At 70.0% G+C, this 18,063-nt stretch carries 15 protein-coding genes; 3 read left to right on the forward strand and 12 right to left on the reverse strand.

Translation table 11 applies throughout. The features are described from left to right. The first annotated feature begins 3 nt into the window (after window positions 1-3). From zwf to pgl, 3 genes are read left to right on the forward strand one after another with little or no spacing between them, the layout of a single operon-like run. Complete coding sequence (zwf, locus tag AB0H82_RS22825; RefSeq protein ID WP_362995476.1) at window positions 4-1,527, forward strand: glucose-6-phosphate dehydrogenase; 1,524 nt, start codon at window positions 4-6, stop codon at window positions 1,525-1,527. Beyond that, entirely contained in the window at window positions 1,524-2,576 is a 1,053-nt protein-coding gene (gene opcA, locus AB0H82_RS22830; RefSeq protein WP_362995478.1) for a glucose-6-phosphate dehydrogenase assembly protein OpcA, read from the forward strand. The genes zwf and opcA overlap by 4 nt, the downstream gene beginning before the upstream one ends. Further along, window positions 2,573-3,352: a 6-phosphogluconolactonase gene (pgl, locus tag AB0H82_RS22835; RefSeq protein WP_362995480.1), complete on the forward strand. Its 780-nt coding sequence runs from the start codon at window positions 2,573-2,575 to the stop codon at window positions 3,350-3,352. Before opcA ends, pgl begins: the two co-directional genes overlap by 4 nt. Window positions 3,353-3,404: 52 nt before the next feature. On the opposite strand, the gene AB0H82_RS22840 is transcribed toward pgl, so the two are convergent. The 12 genes from AB0H82_RS22840 to uvrC all read right to left on the reverse strand — a co-directional run bounded on the left by AB0H82_RS22840 (window position 3,405) and on the right by uvrC (window position 18,036). Next, window positions 3,405-3,686, reverse strand: coding sequence for a DUF2087 domain-containing protein (locus tag AB0H82_RS22840; RefSeq protein WP_362995609.1), 282 nt, complete (start codon window positions 3,684-3,686; stop codon window positions 3,405-3,407). Between the two features lie 295 nt (window positions 3,687-3,981). Next, entirely contained in the window at window positions 3,982-5,643 is a 1,662-nt protein-coding gene (gene pgi / locus AB0H82_RS22845; RefSeq protein WP_362995481.1) for a glucose-6-phosphate isomerase, read from the reverse strand. Window positions 5,644-5,812: 169 nt separating this feature from the next. After that, window positions 5,813-6,148 (reverse strand): RNA polymerase-binding protein RbpA, encoded by a 336-nt coding sequence (locus tag AB0H82_RS22850; protein WP_329389108.1) that lies wholly within the window; start codon window positions 6,146-6,148, stop codon window positions 5,813-5,815. Window positions 6,149-6,307: 159 nt separating this feature from the next. Continuing rightward, window positions 6,308-6,538, reverse strand: a complete 231-nt coding sequence (gene secG / locus AB0H82_RS22855; protein ID WP_055702100.1) for a preprotein translocase subunit SecG — start codon at window positions 6,536-6,538, stop codon at window positions 6,308-6,310. A 101-nt stretch (window positions 6,539-6,639) separates the two neighbouring features. Then, window positions 6,640-7,416, reverse strand: a complete 777-nt coding sequence (tpiA, locus tag AB0H82_RS22860) for a triose-phosphate isomerase (RefSeq protein WP_362995483.1) — start codon at window positions 7,414-7,416, stop codon at window positions 6,640-6,642. A 6-nt stretch (window positions 7,417-7,422) separates the two neighbouring features. After that, a complete protein-coding gene (locus AB0H82_RS22865; protein ID WP_362995485.1) occupies window positions 7,423-8,634 on the reverse strand; it encodes a phosphoglycerate kinase in 1,212 nt (403 codons plus the stop codon). Window positions 8,635-8,734: 100 nt separating this feature from the next. Then, a complete protein-coding gene (gap, locus tag AB0H82_RS22870; RefSeq protein ID WP_362995487.1) occupies window positions 8,735-9,745 on the reverse strand; it encodes a type I glyceraldehyde-3-phosphate dehydrogenase in 1,011 nt (336 codons plus the stop codon). Window positions 9,746-9,934: 189 nt separating this feature from the next. Next, window positions 9,935-12,895, reverse strand: a complete 2,961-nt coding sequence (locus tag AB0H82_RS22875; RefSeq protein ID WP_362995489.1) for a M14 family zinc carboxypeptidase — start codon at window positions 12,893-12,895, stop codon at window positions 9,935-9,937. A 170-nt stretch (window positions 12,896-13,065) separates the two neighbouring features. Further along, window positions 13,066-14,070 carry a DNA-binding protein WhiA gene (whiA, locus tag AB0H82_RS22880; RefSeq protein WP_362995491.1) on the reverse strand — a complete coding sequence of 335 codons (1,005 nt, stop codon included), beginning with the start codon at window positions 14,068-14,070 and terminating at the stop codon, window positions 13,066-13,068. Next, window positions 14,061-15,083 carry a uridine diphosphate-N-acetylglucosamine-binding protein YvcK gene (gene yvcK / locus AB0H82_RS22885; protein ID WP_362995493.1) on the reverse strand — a complete coding sequence of 341 codons (1,023 nt, stop codon included), beginning with the start codon at window positions 15,081-15,083 and terminating at the stop codon, window positions 14,061-14,063. The genes whiA and yvcK overlap by 10 nt, the downstream gene beginning before the upstream one ends. Beyond that, entirely contained in the window at window positions 15,080-16,015 is a 936-nt protein-coding gene (gene rapZ / locus AB0H82_RS22890; protein ID WP_362995495.1) for an RNase adapter RapZ, read from the reverse strand. The genes yvcK and rapZ overlap by 4 nt, the downstream gene beginning before the upstream one ends. Then, a complete protein-coding gene (gene uvrC, locus AB0H82_RS22895) occupies window positions 16,012-18,036 on the reverse strand; it encodes an excinuclease ABC subunit UvrC (protein ID WP_362995496.1) in 2,025 nt (674 codons plus the stop codon). The genes rapZ and uvrC overlap by 4 nt, the downstream gene beginning before the upstream one ends. Between the last annotated feature and the right edge of the window lie 27 nt (window positions 18,037-18,063).

The raw sequence follows: 18,063 nt of genomic DNA on the forward strand, positions 1-18,063 counted from the left end.
ACTTTGTCAAGCAGCAATCCGCTGCGTGACGCCGCAGACCGACGGCTCCCGCGTATCGCGGGGCCGTCGGGCCTGGTCATCTTTGGCGTCACGGGCGATTTGTCCCGTAAAAAGCTGATGCCCGCCGTCTACGACCTCGCCAACCGAGGCCTGCTGCCGCCGGGCTTTTCCCTGATTGGTTTCGCCCGCCGCGACTGGGAGGACGAGGACTTCGCCCAGGTCGTCCACGACGCGGTCAAGGAGCACTCCCGCACGCCGTTCCGCGAGGAGGTCTGGCAGCAGCTCATCCAGGGCATGCGCTTCGTCCAGGGCAACTTCGACGACGACGACGCCTTCGAGCAGCTCAAGGCCACCATCCAGGAGCTCGACAAGGCACAGGGGACGGGCGGCAACTTCGCCTTCTACCTCTCCGTGCCCCCGAAGTTCTTCCCGCAGGTCGTCCAGCAGCTCAAGAAGCACGAGCTCGCGGACGCCCCGGAGGGCTGCTGGCGCCGCGCGGTCATCGAGAAGCCGTTCGGCCACGACCTCGCGTCGGCCCGCGAACTGAACGCGATCGTGCACGAGGTGTTCGCCCCGGACCAGGTGTTCCGGATCGACCACTACCTCGGCAAGGAGACCGTCCAGAACATTCTGGCGCTGCGCTTCGCCAACCAGATGTTCGAGCCGATCTGGAACCGGTCGTACGTCGACCACGTCCAGATCACGATGGCCGAGGACATCGGCATCGGCGGCCGCGCCGGCTACTACGACGGCATCGGCGCCGCCCGCGACGTCATCCAGAACCACCTGCTCCAGCTGATGGCGCTGACCGCGATGGAGGAGCCCGCCTCCTTCGAGGCGGACGCGCTGGTCGCCGAGAAGGCGAAGGTGCTCGGCGCCGTCCGGCTGCCGAAGGACCTCGGCAGGAACACGGTCCGCGGGCAGTACGCCGCGGGGTGGCAGGGCGGCGAGAAGGCCGTCGGCTACCTCCAGGAAGACGGCATCGACCCCAAGTCGAAGACCGACACCTACGCCGCGGTCAAGCTGGAGGTGGACAACCGCCGCTGGGCGGGCGTGCCCTTCTACCTGCGCACCGGCAAGCGGCTCGGCCGCCGGGTCACGGAGATCGCGGTGGTCTTCCAGCGCGCTCCCCACTCCCCCTTCGACCACACCGCCACCGAGGAGCTCGGGCAGAACGCGATCGTCATCCGCGTCCAGCCGGACGAGGGCATCACGGTCCGGTTCGGCTCGAAGGTGCCCGGCACCTCCATGGAGATCCGGGACGTGTCGATGGACTTCGCGTACGGTGAGTCCTTCACCGAGTCGAGCCCGGAGGCGTACGAGCGCCTGATCCTCGACGTCCTGCTCGGCGACGCCAACCTCTTCCCGCGCACGGAGGAGGTCGAGCTGTCCTGGAACATCCTCGACCCGATCGAGGAGTACTGGGACAAGCACGGCAAGCCCGCGCAGTACCCGGCCGGCACCTGGGGCCCGACCGAGGCGGACGAAATGCTCGCACGAGACGGACGGAGCTGGCGTCGGCCATGAAGATCGACCTTACGGACACCACGTCCAGCAAGATCAACAAGGCGCTCGTGCAGGGCCGCAGGGCGATCGGCACCCCGGCCGTCGGCATGGTCCTGACCCTCGTCATCGTCACCGACGAGGAGAACGCCTACGACTCCCTGAAGGCCGCCAACGACGCGTCCCGCGAGCACCCCTCGCGCACCCTCGTGGTCATCAAGCGGGCCGCGCGCTCGCCCCGTGACCGCACCACCTCGCGCCTCGACGCCGAGGTACGGGTCGGCGTGGAGGCGGGCACCGGCGAGACGGTGGTCCTGCGGCTGTACGGCGAGGTCATCGACCACGCCCAGTCGGTCGTGCTTCCGCTGCTGCTGCCCGACGCCCCCGTGGTCGTCTGGTGGCCGGTGAACGCCCCGCTGGACCCGGCCAACGACCCGCTCGGCGCCCTGGCCCAGCGGCGCGTCACGGACACGTACGCGGCCGAGCACCCCATCGAGGAGCTGACCGCCCGCGCCGCCGCCTACCACCCCGGCGACACGGACCTGTCCTGGACGCGCATCACCCCCTGGCGCTCGATGCTCGCGGCCGCCCTGGACCAGATCGCCTGCAAGGTGAAGTCGGTGCAGGTCGACGGCGAGGAGTTCAACCCGAGCTGCGAGCTGCTCGCCATGTGGCTCGCGGACCGGCTCGACGTACCGGTGAAGCGGGCGCTCTCGCCCGGCCCCGGTCTCACCGGTGTGCGTATGGAGACCGACTGCGGCCCCATCGTGCTCGACCGGGCCGACGGCTCGCTCGCCACGCTGCACATCGAGGGCCAGCCCAACCGGGCGGTGGCGCTCAAGCGCCGCGAGACGGCCGAGCTGATCGCCGAGGAACTGCGGCGCCTCGACCCGGACGACACCTACGCCTCCGCGCTGAAGTACGGCGTGGACCGGCTGGCGCAGACGCCCGCCGAGCGGGTGACCGAGACGGCCGATGAGGCTCCCCGGGATTCCGGTGACTCCGCGGCCGCCGCCGAGCCGAAGAAGGCGCCGGCGAAGAAGGCCGCCGCGAAGAAGGCGGCCGCGAAGTGAGCGCGGCCCCGCAGCTCGTCGTCCACCGCGACAAGGAGCTGATGGCGCAGGCCGCGGCGGCCCGCCTCATCACGAGGATCGTCGACGCGCAGGCCGCCCGCGGCTCCGCGTCGGTGGTCCTCACCGGCGGCCGCAACGGCAACGGCCTCCTCGCGGCGCTGGGTGCGTCCCCGGCGAAGGACGCGGTCGACTGGTCGCGGCTCGACCTGTGGTGGGGCGACGAGCGCTTCCTGCCGGACGGCGACCCGGAGCGCAACTACACCCAGGCCAAGGAGGCGCTGCTCGACTCGGTGCCGGTCAACCCGGCCCGGGTGCATCCGATGCCCGCCTCCGACGGTCCGTACGAGGTCGACGCGGCGGCGGAGCACTACGCCGCCGAGCTGGCCGCCGCCGCGGGCCCGGAGGACCACGGCCCCGTGCCGTCCTTCGACGTCCTGATGCTCGGCGTCGGCCCGGACACGCACGTCGCGTCGCTCTTCCCCGAGCTGCCCGCGGTGCGTGAGACGGAGCGCTCGGTGGTCGGCGTGCACGGCGCGCCGAAGCCCCCGCCGACCCGTATCTCGCTCACGCTCCCGGCGATCCGGGCGGCCCGCGAGGTGTGGCTGCTCGCGGCGGGCGAGGACAAGGCGAACGCCGCGGCGATCGCCCTGTCCGGCGCCGGCGAGGTGCAGGCCCCGGCGGCCGGCGCCTACGGCCGCTCACGCACGCTGTGGCTCCTGGACGCCGCGGCGGCCTCACAGCTCCCGCCGGAGCTGTATCCGCCGGCCGTGGCGTAGCGGCCTCCGGTCGTACGCGCATGAGGGCCCCGCACCACTCGGTGCGGGGCCCTCATGCGTGGGCGGGGACGCGGCGATAGCTGCTGCCGTCCTGGTCGCGGACGAGGAGGCCGTCGGTGACGCAGTACCTCCGCAGTGCCGCGGTGTCGTCGTGGACGGTGCGGAACGCGTCGTTGATCTCGCGTTCGCTGTAGACGCGGTCGGCGTCGAACAGGGTGTCCGTGAGGTGGACGAGGAGTTCGTGGCGCACGACCGGGCGTACGGGAATGGCCGTGAGGCGGCCGTGCGCGAAGAAGCCGGTGAGACGGCGCGGCACGGCGGGATGGGTGTCCACGGGGAGGGGCGAGCGCCGGAAGACGGCCGGATCGGCCCGCAGCGACCCGTCGGGCAGCCGCTCCACGAGCCCACTGGCTAGCAGGCGTCCCAGGTGCCTGCGGGCGACGGCGGAGTCGGCCTCGCCCGGCGGCAGGTCGTCGAGGACTATGCGCGCGTACAGCCTGAGTCTCTCGGGGTCGGCGAGCGCGGCGAGCAGCTGGTCCATGACGGGGTTCCCTCCCGGCGGGTGACAGAGCCGAAGCAGTGTCACCCGCCGGACGGGGCACCCGCATCCGATTAACTCCGACGGGCCGTCAGCGGCCGCGCAGATCGCGGTACTTGGCGACCAGCGCCGTCGTCGACCCGTCCAGGTCCGGCACCTCGGCGCCCTCGGTCAGCGCGGGCTCGACACGCTTGGCGAGGACCTTGCCGAGCTCGACGCCCCACTGGTCGAAGGAGTCGATGTTCCAGACGGCGCCCTGCACGAAGACCTTGTGTTCGTAGAGCGCGATGAGCTGGCCGAGGACCGAGGGGGTCAGCTCCTTGGCGAGGATCGTCGTCGTCGGGTGGTTGCCCTTGAACGTCTTGTGCGGGACGAGCTCCTCCGCGACGCCCTCGGCACGGACCTCGTCGGGTGTCTTGCCGAAGGCGAGCGCCTGGGTCTGCGCGAAGAAGTTGGCCATCAGCAGGTCGTGCTGGGCGACCAGGCCCGGCAGCAGATCGGCGACCGGCTCGGCGAAGCCGATGAAGTCCGCCGGGATCAACTTCGTGCCCTGGTGGATGAGTTGGTAGTAGGCGTGCTGGCCGTTGGTGCCGGGCGTGCCCCAGACGACCGGGCCCGTCTGCCAGTCGACCTCCTTGCCGTCCCGGTCGACGTACTTTCCGTTGGACTCCATGTCCAGCTGCTGGAGGTACGCGGTGAACTTGGAGAGGTAGTGCGAGTACGGCAGGACGGCGTGCGACTGCGCGTCATGGAAGTTGCCGTACCAGATGCCCAACAGGCCCATCAGGAGCGGCACGTTGGACTCGGCGGGCGCGGTGCGGAAGTGCTCGTCGACGAGGTGGAAGCCGTCGAGCATCTCGCGGAAGCGGTCGGGCCCGATGGCGATCATCAGGGAGAGGCCGATCGCGGAGTCGTACGAGTAGCGGCCGCCGACCCAGTCCCAGAACTCGAACATGTTGGCCGTGTCGATGCCGAACTCCGACACCTTCTCGGCGTTCGTCGACAGGGCCACGAAGTGCTTGGCGACGGCGTCCTGGCCGGCCTTCAGCCCGGTCAGCAGCCAGTCGCGCGCCGAGGTGGCGTTGGTGATCGTCTCGATGGTGGTGAACGTCTTCGAGGCGATGATGAACAGCGTCTCGGCAGCGTCCAGGTCCCGCACGGCCTCGTGCAGATCGGCGCCGTCCACGTTCGACACGAAGCGGACGGTGAGGCCGCGGTCGGTGAAGGAGCGCAGCGCCTCGTACGCCATCGCGGGGCCGAGGTCGGAGCCGCCGATGCCGATGTTGACGACGTTCTTGATGCGCTTGCCGGTGTGCCCGGTCCACTCGCCGGAGCGGACCTTCTCCGAGAAGGCGCTCATCTTGTCGAGGACGGCGTGCACCGCGGGCACGACGTTCCCGGCGTGCTCGCCGTCGACCTCGATCACGGCGTCCCGCGGCGCGCGCAGCGCCGTGTGCAGGACAGCGCGGTCCTCGGTGGTGTTGATCTTCTCGCCGCGGAACATGGCGTCCCGCAGGCCGAAGACGTCGGTCGCGGCGGCGAGCTCGCGCAGCAGCGTCAGCGTCTCGGCGGTGACGAGGTGCTTGGAATAGTCGATGTGCAGGTCGCCGACCTGGAGGGTGTACGCCGTGCCACGCGCCGGGTCCGCGGCGAACAGTTCACGCAGCTGCACCTCCCCCAGCCGCTCACGGTGCTCGGCGAGCGCCTTCCATTCGGGAGTCTGATCGAGCCTGGCGCGGCTTTCTGCGTTCATCTCGGACTTCAGCCTTCTCTCGTACGCGCGTACGTCCATGTGCCCCGCTGCACCCTCCAACCTAATCGATCAGGGAGCGGGATGAGATGTCCGAAACTGTCTGTCCGCACACGTACCGGGAGAAAGAAACCGGCCGGACACCTTTCGGTGCCCGGCCGGCTCTCAAGTGCTAGATCTCGCCCCGCAGTTTGGCGAGCGCTTCCGCGAGGATGGCCTCGCCGTCGGCGTCGCTGCGCCGCTCCCGCACGTACGCCAGGTGCGTCTTGTACGGCTCGGTGCGCGGCGGGTCCGGCGGGTTGTCCCGGTCCTGGCCTGCCGGGAAGCCGCAGCGGGGACAGTCCCACGTGTCGGGGATCTGCGCGTCGCTGGCGAAGCTCGGCTGCGTCTCGTGCCCGTTGGAGCACCAGAAGGAGATGCGCGCACGCGGCGCGGACTCACCGCGCTCGGCCTCGCCCATCGGCCCCGCCCCGACCCGACTTCCTCGGATCGCGTTGCCACTTGCCACGGTCGTAACTCCCTGCGTGATGGTGCTGCTGCGGGCGCCTCAGTTTACGTAAGGCCCAACGCGCGTCCAGTGTGGGGAGTTACACCCCTCCCCCGGACGCAAGCCCCATGATAAGCCGCGCACGCTGGGCTGCACCGGACAAGCGGGCAGCGGGCGGCGCTAGTTGTTCGCCTTCATCAGCAGGCCGAGCGCGACAATGCAGGCGAACCAGAGCAGACCGACCACGACCGTGATGCGGTCGAGGTTGCGCTCCGCGACGGAGGAGCCGCCGACGGACGACTGCATGCCGCCACCGAACATGTCGGAGAGACCGCCGCCCTTGCCCTTGTGCATCAGCACCAGCAGCATCATCAGCAGGCTGAAGACGATCAGGGCGATCGAGAACCCCATAACCACGGCTGGACCAACTTCCTCGGATCTGAAACGACGACGGGGGCCGAAGGCAGGCTTCGGCCCCCGTCAGGGTACGACGTAACGCCGCTAGCGCATACTCACTGGTCGCCGAAGCGAACGATCTTGACGAACTCGTCGGAGTCCAGCGCGGCGCCGCCCACCAGGGCGCCGTCCACGTCGGGCTGCGCCATGATGTCGGCGACGTTCTTCGCCTTGACGGAGCCGCCGTACTGGATGCGCACCTTGTCGGCGAGCTCCTGGGAGTACAGCTCGGCGAGGCGGCCGCGGATCGCGCCGCAGACCTCCTGCGCGTCCTCGGGGGTCGCGACCTCGCCGGTGCCGATGGCCCAGACCGGCTCGTAGGCGATCACGATGGTCTCGGCCTGCTCGGCCGGGACGTCCTTCAGGCCGCCGTCGAGCTGGTTCAGCGTGTACTGGACCTGCTGACCGGCCTTGCGGATGTCCAGGCCCTCGCCGACGCAGAGGATCGGGGTCAGGCCGTGCTTGAAGGCGGCCTTCACCTTGGCGTTGCAGATCTGGTCGGTCTCGTTGTGGTACTGGCGGCGCTCGGAGTGGCCCACGGCGACGTAGGTGCACTTCAGCTTGGCCAGCATCGGGCCCGAGATCTCGCCGGTGTAGGCGCCGGAGTCGTGCGCCGAGATGTCCTGGGCGCCGTACTTGATCTTGAGCTTGTCGCCGTCGACGAGGGTCTGCACGGAGCGCAGGTCGGTGAAGGGCGGCAGGACGGCGACCTCGCAGGCCTCGTAGTCCTTGTCCGCCAGGGCGAAGGCGAGCTTCTGGACGTGGGCGATGGCCTCAAGGTGGTTGAGGTTCATCTTCCAGTTGCCCGCCATCAGCGGAGTGCGCGTAGTCATCAGGTGTCAGTTCTCCAGTGCCGCGAGGCCGGGGAGCGTCTTGCCCTCAAGGTATTCGAGGGAGGCGCCGCCACCGGTGGAAATGTGGCCGAATGCGTTTTCGTCGAAGCCCAGGTTACGGACGGCCGCGGCGGAGTCGCCGCCGCCCACCACGGTGAAGCCGTCGCAGTTGAGCAGGGCCCGCGCGACGGCGGCGGTGCCGTTCGCGTAGTCGGGGTGCTCGGCGACGCCGACCGGGCCGTTCCAGAAGACGGTCTCGGCGTCGGCGATCTTCGAGGCGAAGAGCTCACGGGTCTTGGGGCCGATGTCCAGGCCCTCCATGTTCGCGGGGATGCCGTCGGCGTCCACGGTCTCGAACGTGGCCTTGGCCTTCGTCTTCAGGTCGGGGAAGTCCGTGGAGACCAGGACGTCGACGGGGAGGACGAGCTCGACGCCGTTCTTCTCGGCGCGCTCCATGTACTCCGTGACGACCGGGATCTGGTCCTCCTGGAGGAGCGAGATGCCGACCTCGTACCCCTTGGCCTTGAGGAAGGTGTACGCCATGCCGCCGCCGATGAGGAGCCGGTCGGCCTTGTCGAGCAGCTGGTCGATGACGTCGAGCTTGTCGGAGACCTTGGCGCCGCCGAGGATGACGGTGTACGGCCGCTTGACGTCGTCGGTGAGCTTCTTGAGGACGCCGACCTCGGTGGCGATCAGGTAGCCCGCGTAGTGCGGGAGCTTGGCCGGCAGGTCGTACACGGAGGCGTGCTTGCGGTGCACGGCGCCGAAGCCGTCGCCCACGTAGACATCCGCCAGGGTGGCCAGCTGATCGGCGAACTCGCCGCGCTCGGCGTCGTCCTTGGAGGTCTCGCCGGCGTTGAAGCGAAGGTTCTCGATGACGGCGACCCGGCCGTCGGCGAGGCCCTCGACCGTCGACCTGGCCGACTCGCCGACCGTGTCGGTCGCGAACGCCACCTCGGCACCGAGCAGTTCACCCAGCCGGGCGGCCGCGGGGGCGAGCGAGAAGGCCGGGTCCGGGGCGCCCTTGGGGCGGCCCAGGTGCGAGGCCACGACGACCTTGGCGCCCGCGTCGGCGAGGGCCTTGACGGTCGGCAGGACGGCGCGGATGCGGCCGTCGTCGGTGATGGTGCCGTCGTCGAGCGGCACATTGAGGTCGGCGCGGACGAAGACCCGCTTGCCTTCGACCCCTTCGGTGAGAAGTTCGTCGATCGTCTTCACTACTGGGCTCCTTGGGAGGGCGAACGCGCAACAGGGCCCGGAGCGCGCGGCGTTGCGCGGTCCGGACCCTGTGCTCACATCTGGTTGCCTGCTCTGATGGTCAGAGCTGACCGCCGACGAAGACCGTGAGGTCGACCAGACGGTTGGAGTAACCCCACTCGTTGTCGTACCAGCCGAGGATCTTCACCGACTTGCCGTCCTGGACCATCGTCATCGACGAGTCGAAGGTGCAGGAGGCCGGGTCGCTGACGATGTCGGACGACACGATCGGGTCCTCGGTGTAGAAGAGGTAGCCCTTCAGGTCGCCGTCGTCGGCAGCCTTCTTGAACGCGGCGTTGACCTCGTCCTTGGTGACCTCGCGGGAGACCTCGACGACCAGGTCGGTGGCCGAGCCGGTCGGGACCGGGACGCGCATCGCGATGCCGTCGAGCTTGCCCTTGAGCTGCGGCAGGACCAGCGCGGTGGCCTTGGCGGCACCGGTGGTGGTCGGGATGATGTTCTCGGCGGCGGCGCGGGCGCGGCGCAGGTCCTTGTGCGGGAAGTCCAGGATGCGCTGGTCGTTGGTGTACGCGTGCACGGTCGTCATCAGGCCCTTGACGATGCCGAAGTTCTCGTCGAGAACCTTGGCCATCGGCGCCACACAGTTGGTGGTGCAGGAGGCGTTGGAGATGACGTGGTGGTTGGCCGCGTCGTACTTGTCCTGGTTGACGCCCATCACGATGGTGATGTCCTCGTCCTTGGCCGGAGCCGAGATGAGGACCTTCTTCGCGCCACCGGCGATGTGCTTCTCGGCGTCGGCCTTCTTGGTGAAGATGCCCGTGGACTCGATCACGATGTCGACGCCCAGCTGGCCCCACGGGATGTCGGCGGGGTTGCGCTCGGACAGCACCTTGATGGTGTGGCCGTCGACCGTGATGGTGTCCTCGGTGTGCGACACCTCGGCCTTGAGGCGGCCCAGGATGGTGTCGTACTTCAGCAGGTGGGCCGTGGTCGCGGTGTCACCCAGGTCGTTGACAGCCACGACTTCGATGTCCGCACCCTGCTCAAGCAGGGCGCGGAAGTAGTTGCGACCGATGCGGCCAAAGCCGTTGATGCCTACGCGGATCGTCACGAAACCGATCTCCTCGTTGGTACGCCGGTTTTAGACGCCGGCGAGTTGTATGGGATGTCCCCGACCGCCTCCGACCCTACCTCTCTGAAGCCTCTGAGGTGACATCGAGAGGGGCCGTAAGCGGCACAAAGGCCCGTACCCCGCAGTAGGGGTACGGGCCACCGGGACCTTGGTCCCGATTACGCACTGTCAGCTGCGCAGATGTGCCAGGGAGGCGCCCATAAGAGCGGCCCTCCCGGCCTTTCCGGGCACATGCTCGAACCCGAAGCCGAGCAGCACGCTGTCACGCGCTGTGACCGCCGCGAAGGACCGGTAGAGCTCGCCGGTCCGCGCCCAGTCGCCTGTGATATTAGGGCTTCCGGCCGGGGCCGGTGCGACGCTCCAGGAGCCGAGGGATGTCTCGAATCCCTCGGTCTCCGTGGCGGTGCCGCCGACGACGAGTTGCGCGTTGTCGGCGAAGAGACCGCGGCCTCCGCTGGAGGGGTCGGTGACGGCGCTGAGCGACACCTCGACCTTCTTGCCCGCGTAGGCGCTCAGGTCGAAGGCGACGGGCTTCCAGCCGCCGGAGGAGCCGGTGAAGCTGTTCCAGGAGCCGCTGGTGCCGGTGGCCGTGCAGGCGTCGGCGCCCACGGTCAGGTAGTGGCGCAGGAACGGGTGGCCGTTGACGAAGAAGCCGGCCGCGCACTCGGCGGGGACGGTGGTGGACGTGTTGCCGTTCCTGTCGGGCAGCGTGGTCCAGTCGTCGGCGCCCGCGGTGTGGGCTTCGAGCAGCCCGTGGTCGTAGCCGGGCTCCAGGTTCCAGTTGAGCGCGAACCGCAGCTCGGGCCGGTCCGCGGCCGTGACGCCGGTCAGGTCGATGGTGCGGGTCAGCCGCTTCCAGTCCTGGTCGGCGTGGGTGGCCGAGGCCATGCCCTGGCCCGCGAAGGGTGCGTAAGGGTTGCTGAGACCGGGGTAGGAGCCCGCTGCCGCGCTTCTGAACTGCGGAAACTTCTCGGGCGGCAGGCTGTCGGAGGTGACGGTGAAGCGGCCTGCCTTGTCGAGCGGGTTGGCGTCGGCGGCGGCGAGCGGGGTGCTCACTCCGTCGAGGGCGCCGCTGCCCTTGAAGCTGTTGGCGCCGGGTGCGGAGAGGCGTTCGTAGGCGCCGAGGTAGTACTGCGCGAAGTCGTCGGTGAGGGCGTCGCCGAGGTCGACGTCGCCGCCGGCGCGCTCGCCGGACTCGATGAGCTTGCCGCCCTCGTTGAGGTAGTCGCGCAGGGCGAGCTGGGTGGGTGCGCCGGGCACCGGGTCGCCGGTGTAGTGGACGACGGCGGAGAAGTGCGACAGGACGCCGAGCGGGTGCGGGACGCCCTGTTTGGCGACGTCCCAGACGGCGGCCGAGCGGCCGTTGGCCTTGATCGCGTCGACGTACTTCTGGGTCTGGGTCGCCGTGGCGCCCTCTTCGGCGACGACGAGCGTGTTGGCCCTGGGGCGTTCGGCGACGGTGTAGGTGAAGTGCTTGCTCTCGGTGCGGCCCTTCTTGTTGCGGCCGGTGAACCACACCTCGACCTTGTCGCCCGCGCGGGCGTCCTCGACCTCGGCGCGGTACTCGTCGAAGTGGAGGTTGTCCTCGCCGCCGTAGGTCTCGCCGCCCTTCCAGGCCCGCAGGTCCTCCTCGTGCGTTCGGCCGCCGTTGACGCGGTACTTGAGCTCCTTGTCACGCACCGACTTGCGGACGGTGACGGCGACTTCCTGGTCCCCGCCGCGCGCGTACGACGTGGTGAAGGTGTCGGGGGTGAAGTCGGGGGCCTCGATGCCGGTGACGGAGACCGGCTGGTCCGGGTGGAGCGCCGTCTCGGCGACGGCGAGCGCGAAGGGGACGTTCTTGGCGAACTCCTGCTGGATCAGCTTCTCGTCGTCCGGGAAGGTGAAGATGGACGCGCAGTCCTCGGGCTTCCACGCGTCATTGGGGTCCACGTTCGACGCGGTCTGGCAGGTGGACATCTCCGGGGTGAACATCGAGATGCCGTTGATGTTGCCCGCGTGTCCGTCGGCCTCGCCGTTGGTGGTGTAGAGCTCGGAGGAGACCTGTGGGTGATAGCCGGGGACGGCGGGCTTCTCGGGGGTGCCGTTCAGCGCCCGGTAGAGCACGTCGTCCGGAGTGGGCGTCGCGACCTGCCAGCCCACTCCGTAGAGGAGCAGTTCGGCCGCCGAGTGGTAGTTGATGCCGTAGGTGAAGCCGATGCGCTTCTGGAAGCGGTCGAGCGCCTTGGTCTCCGGCTCGGACATCGGGCCGGTGCCGCGGTAGGTCTCGGAGGACGGATTCGGGGACGAGCCCTCGTTGTCGTAGCCCCACTTGTAGGCGAAGTTGCGGTTGAGGTCGACGCCGTCGCCCGGCGCGGTCTTCCCGTCGCCGTTGATGTCGCGGAGGTTCTTGCGCCACTGGCGGTTGCCGTCGGCGGCGTGCGTGTAGTCGTAGCCGTCGGGGTTGGCGGAGAGCACGAACCACAGCTCGGTGGAGTCCACGAGCTTGGTGATGCGCTTGTCCTTGCCGTAGTTGTCCAGGTAGTGGTGCATCAGGCGGCGGGTCATCTCGGGGGTGATCCACTCGCGCGCGTGCTGGTTGGACAGGTAAAGCGTGGACGGCTTGGAGCCGTCCTTGGATTTCTTGGCGTTCTTGGAGAGCTTCAGGGCGAGGATGTCCTTGCCCTGGATGGTCTTGCCGATGGAGACGACCTTGGTGAGGCCGGGGTGGGCCTGCCCGGTCCTGACGATCTCCTCCTGGAGGCCGCCCTTTCCGCTGTACGGCCGGTAGACGCCGTCCCCCGCGGCCTTCAGCCGCTTCTGCGTCGCCGCCGACACCTTGTGCTCGCTGAGCTCGATGCCCTTGCGCTCGATGGCCTTCGCCTGGCGCTCGGTCAGATACAGCTCGACGCGGCCGGTGCCGCGCTCGGGTGCCTGTCCGGCGAGTTCGTGGGCGTCCTGGCCCGCCTCGACGAGGATCGGGATCTGCTTCTCGGTGACCTCCGCCCGGTAAACGCTGACAGCTGCCGGGTCGTCGGCGGCCGGGGCCTTCGCGGGCCCGTCGGCCCGGGCGTGCGGGGCGGTGACAAGTCCGCCGACGATCAGTGCGCTCGCGGCGAGAACCGATCTCGCGCTCGCTCTTCGTCTCATGAGCCCCCCTTGCGGTTGTCCGGCACACATGTGCGGGATGCCAGGCTCGTGACAGTGCATGATCATGTCAATACGCTGGGTGAAGGCGTGCGGGACGGGCAGGCGAAAGCCGCTGGTGCCCGGTGGGGCACCAGCGGCTCAGGACACGGAGGAGAGGTACGGGACGGGCGTCAGACCGCCATGTTCTCCGCGAGCATGTTGTCCGCGATCTCCTCGGTGAGGCTGGACTCCGTGCCCGGGATGCCCAGGTCCTGGGCCCGCTTGTCGGCCATGGCGAGCAGCCGTCGGATGCGGCCGGCGACGGCGTCCTTGGTCAGCGGCGGGTCGGCGAGCGCGCCCAGCTCCTCCAGCGACGCCTGCTTGTGCTCCATGCGCAGGCGTCCGGCGGCCGCGAGGTGCTCAGGGACCTCGTCGGCGAGGATCTCCAGCGCGCGCTGCACCCGGGCGCCGGCGGCGACAGCCGCGCGGGCCGAGCGGCGCAGGTTCGCGTCGTCGAAGTTGGCCAGGCGGTTGGCGGTGGCGCGCACCTCGCGCCGCATCCGCCGCTCCTCCCAGGCGAGGACCGATTCGTGCGCCCCGAGGCGGGTGAGCAGCGCGCCGATCGCGTCGCCGTCGCGTACCACCACGCGGTCCACGCCCCGCACCTCGCGGGCCTTGCTCGCGATCTGCAGCCTGCGGGCGGCGCCGACCAGGGCGAGCGCGGCCTCCGGGCCCGGGCAGGTCACCTCCAGGGAGGAGGAGCGGCCGGGCTCGGTGAGCGAGCCGTGCGCGAGGAACGCCCCGCGCCAGGCCGCCTCGGCGTCGCAGGTGGCCCCCGAGACCACCTGCGGCGGCAGGCCCCTGATGGGGCGGCCGCGGCCGTCCACGAGGCCCGTCTGGCGGGCCAGCTGATCGCCGCCCGCGACCACCCGGACGACGTAACGCGAGCCGCGCCGCAGGCCGCCGGGGGCCATCACGATCAGCTCCGAGCTGTGCCCGAAGATCTCCAGGATGTCCCGCTTGAGCCGCCGGGCGGCCATCGCGGTGTCCAGCTCCGCCTCGATCACGATGCGGCCGCTCACCAGGTGAAGGCCGCCCGCGAACCGCAGGATCGCCGAGACCTCTGCTTTTCTGCAGCAGGTCCGGGTGACGGGGAGCCGGGAGATCTCGTCCTTCACCGCTGCCGTCATCGCCATGGGCCGATCCTTCCATGCATCCGAAAAATACGGTCGTACGCGGCTGCCAGGAGCTCCGGGTCGTGCCTCGGAGTCCCGTCGGGCCGGGCCACCGGCGCCAGCTCGACCGTGGCGCCGAGCCGCTTGGCGGCATCGGTGAGCGACTCACGGTCGGGCACGGCGGCCTCGTCGGCCAGCACCACGTCCAGGGCGAGTTTAGGGGCGTGTCGGGCCAAAACCTCCAAATGACGCTGCGGAGAGAACCCTTCGGTTTCTCCCGGTTGCGGAGCGAGGTTGAGCGAGAGGACCTTTCGGGCCTTCGTCGCGGTCAGCGCGTCGAGCAGTTCCGGCACGAGGAGGTGCGGGATCACCGAGGAGAACCAGGAGCCCGGGCCGAGCACCACCCAGTCCGCGTCGAGGACGGCGGCGACCGCCTCGGGGACGGCCGGCGGGTCGTGCGGGACGACGTGCACGGACTGGACCTCGCCGGGCGTGAGCGCGACGGTGGCCTGCCCGCGCACCGTGTCCACGTCGTCGGGCCGGTCCGGGTCGTGGCCCCTGACGAGGGCCTGCAGCTCCAGCGGCACGGCCGACATGGGCAGGACGCGGCCCTGCGCGCCGAGCAGGCGGCCGACCAGGTCAAGGGCCTGCACATGGTCGCCGAGCTGCTCCCACAGGGCGACGATCAGCAGATTGCCGACCGCGTGCTCGTGCAGGTCGCCCTTGGACTGGAAGCGGTGCTGGATGACACGGGACCACGTCTGGCCCCAGTCGTCGTCGCCGCACAGCGCGGCGAGGGCCTTGCGCAGGTCGCCGGGCGGGAGCACGCCGAGCTCGTCGCGCAGGCGGCCGCTGGAGCCGCCGTCGTCGGCGACCGTGACGACGGCGGTGAGGTCTCCGGCTCCGGTGATGCGGCGCAGCGCGGCGAGCGAGGCGGACAGGCCCATGCCCCCGCCGAGCGCGACCACCTTCGGCTGGGTGCCCCGCTTGCGGCCCAGTCGGCTCAGGCGGACGGTCCGGCGGGTCGGCTTCACTCGCGCCCCATGTCCCGGTGGACGAGGACGGTCTCCACGCCCTCGGCGGCCAGGCGCGCCGCGAGCTTCTCGGACATGGCGACGGAGCGGTGCTTGCCGCCCGTGCAGCCGACCGCGATGGTCACGTACCGCTTGCCCTCGCGGCGGTAGCCCGCGGCGATGAGCTGGAGCAGTTCGGCGTACCGGTCGAGGAACTCCTTGGCGCCGGGCTGGTTGAAGACGTACGCGGCGACCTCCTCGTTCTGGCCGGTGAACTGGCGCAGCTCGGGGACCCAGTGCGGGTTGGGCAGGAAGCGCATGTCCACGACGAGGTCGGCGTCGACCGGGAGGCCGTACTTGAAGCCGAAGGACATGACGGTGGCCCGCAGCTCGGGCTCCTCCTCGCCCGCGAACGAGGCGTCCATCTTGGCGCGCAGCTCGTGCACGTTCAGGCTGGAGGTGTCGATGACCAGGTCGGCGTCGCCGCGCAGCTCGCGCAGGAGGTCGCGCTCGGCGGCGATGCCGTCGACGATGCGGCCGTCGCCCTGCAGCGGGTGCGGGCGGCGGACCGACTCGAAGCGGCGGACCAGGGCCTCGTCGGAGGACTCCAGGAAGACGATGCGCCGCGTGACGTTCTTCGACTCCAGCTCGGCGAGGGACTCGCGGAGGTTGTCGAAGAAGCGCCTGCCGCGCACGTCGACGACGACCGCGATGCGGGCGACGTTGCCCTGCGAGCGGGCGCCGAGCTCCACCATGGTGGGGATCAGCGCCGGCGGCAGGTTGTCGACCACGAACCAGCCGAGGTCCTCCAGACACTTGGCCGCCGTGCTGCGTCCGGCGCCGGACATCCCGGAGATGATCACCAGCTCGGGGATCGCGGCGTCGGGGACTCCCGGCGTCTCGATGGGCGTGCCCGCAGTCACTTGCTCTTCACCTTCGTCGTGCTCGCTCATGTCTCCTGCCCCCGTCGTTCTTCCGAGGCGCCCGCGGTCACGGGCTCCTCCTCTTCCATGATCTCTCCGGTCGCCGTGTTCACGGCGGGGCCGGCGGGAACCGCCCCGGCGAGGGCCGCGAGGACGGCCTCGGCCGTCTTGCGGCCCACTCCCGGGACCTCGCAGATCTGGTCGATTGTCGCGGATCGCAGCCTCTTCACCGAACCGAAGTGCTTGATCAGCGTCTGCTTGCGGGCCTCGCCGAGACCCGGCACGGCGTCCAGCGGCCCGGCGCGGAACCGCTTGGACCGCTTGTTGCGCTGGTAGGTGATGGCGAAGCGGTGGGCTTCGTCACGTACCCGCTGGAGGAGGTACAGGCCCTCGCTGGTGCGCGGCAGGATCACCGGGTCGTCCTCGCCGGGGACCCAGACCTCCTCCAGGCGCTTGGCGAGGCCGCAGACCGCGATGTCGTCGATGCCGAGCTCGTCCAGGGCCCTCTGGGCGGCCGCGACCTGCGGCTGCCCGCCGTCCACGACGACGAGCTGCGGAGGGTACGCGAACCGCTTGGGCCGGCCGTCCTCCTCGGTGGGCCCGAGGTCGGCGATCTCCCCCGTCTCCTCGTCCACCCACTCCCCCGTCTTCTCCTTCTCGGCGAGATAGCGCTTGAAGCGACGGGTGATCACCTCGTGCATGGAGCGGACGTCGTCCTGGCCCTCGAAGCCCTTGATCTGGAAGCGGCGGTACTCGCTCTTCCTGGCCAGGCCGTCCTCGAAGACGACCATCGACGCCACCACGTCGTCGCCCTGGAGGTGCGAGATGTCGTAGCACTCGACGCGCAGGGGGACGCTGTCGAGCTCCAGGGCGGCGGCGATCTCCTCCAGGGCGCGCGAGCGCGTGGTGAGGTCGGAGGCGCGCTTGGTCTTGTGCAGGACGAGGGACTGCTGCGCGTTCCGCGCGACGGTCTCCATGAGGGCCTTCTTGTCGCCGCGCTGCGGGATGCGCAGGGAGACACTCGCGCCGCGGCGCTCGGTCAGCCACTCCTGGACCGGCTCTATCGGGTCGGGCAGCGCGGGGACGAGCACCTCCTTGGGCACGGCGTCGCCGCTCTCCTCGCCGTACAGCTGCTGGAGGGCGTGCTCGACGAGGTCGCCGCTGGTGACCGCCTCGACCTTGTCGGTGACCCAGCCGCGCTGTCCGCGGACCCGGCCGCCGCGCACGTGGAAGATCTGCACGGCGGCTTCGAGCTCGTCCTCGGCGAGGGCGATGAGGTCGGCGTCCGTGGCGTCCGCGAGGACGACGGCGCTCTTCTCCATCGCCTTCCTCAGGGCTTCGATGTCGTCGCGCAGGCGGGCCGCCCGCTCGTACTCCATCTCCTCGGCGGCGTCCGCCATCTGCCGCTCAAGCCGGCGGATGTACGTGCCCGTGCGGCCCGCCATGAAGTCGCAGAAGTCCTCGGCGAGTTCACGGTGGGCGTCGGCCGTGACGCGCTCCACACAGGGCGCCGAGCACTTGCCGATGTAGCCGAGGAGGCAGGGGCGGCCGGTGCGGGCGGCGTTCTTGAACACGCCCGCGGAGCACGTGCGGACCGGGAAGGCGCGCAGGAGGAGGTCGACGGTGTCGCGGATCGCCCAGGCGTGGCCGTAGGGCCCGAAGTAGCGCACGCCCTTCTTCTTGGCGCCGCGCATCACCTGGACGCGCGGGAACTGTTCGTTCATCGTCACCGCGAGGTACGGATAGCTCTTGTCGTCGCGGTACTTGACGTTGAACCGGGGGTCGAACTCCTTGATCCAGGTGTACTCCAGCTGGAGCGCCTCGACCTCGTTGGTGACCACCGTCCACTCGACGGAGGCGGCCGTCGTCACCATGGAGCGGGTGCGCGGGTGGAGCCCGGCCAGGTCCTGGAAGTAGTTGGCCAGGCGCTGGCGCAGGCTCTTGGCCTTCCCGACGTAGATCACCCGGCGGTGCTCGTCGCGGAATTTGTAGACCCCCGGGGCGTCGGGGATCTGTCCCGGCTTGGGGCGGTAGCTGGAAGGGTCGGCCATGTCGGACAGCCTACTGGCGGGCACCGA

Origin of the sequence: Streptomyces sp. NPDC050732, from assembly GCF_040654255.1 — a bacterium.
GTDB lineage: Bacteria > Actinomycetota > Actinomycetes > Streptomycetales > Streptomycetaceae > Streptomyces.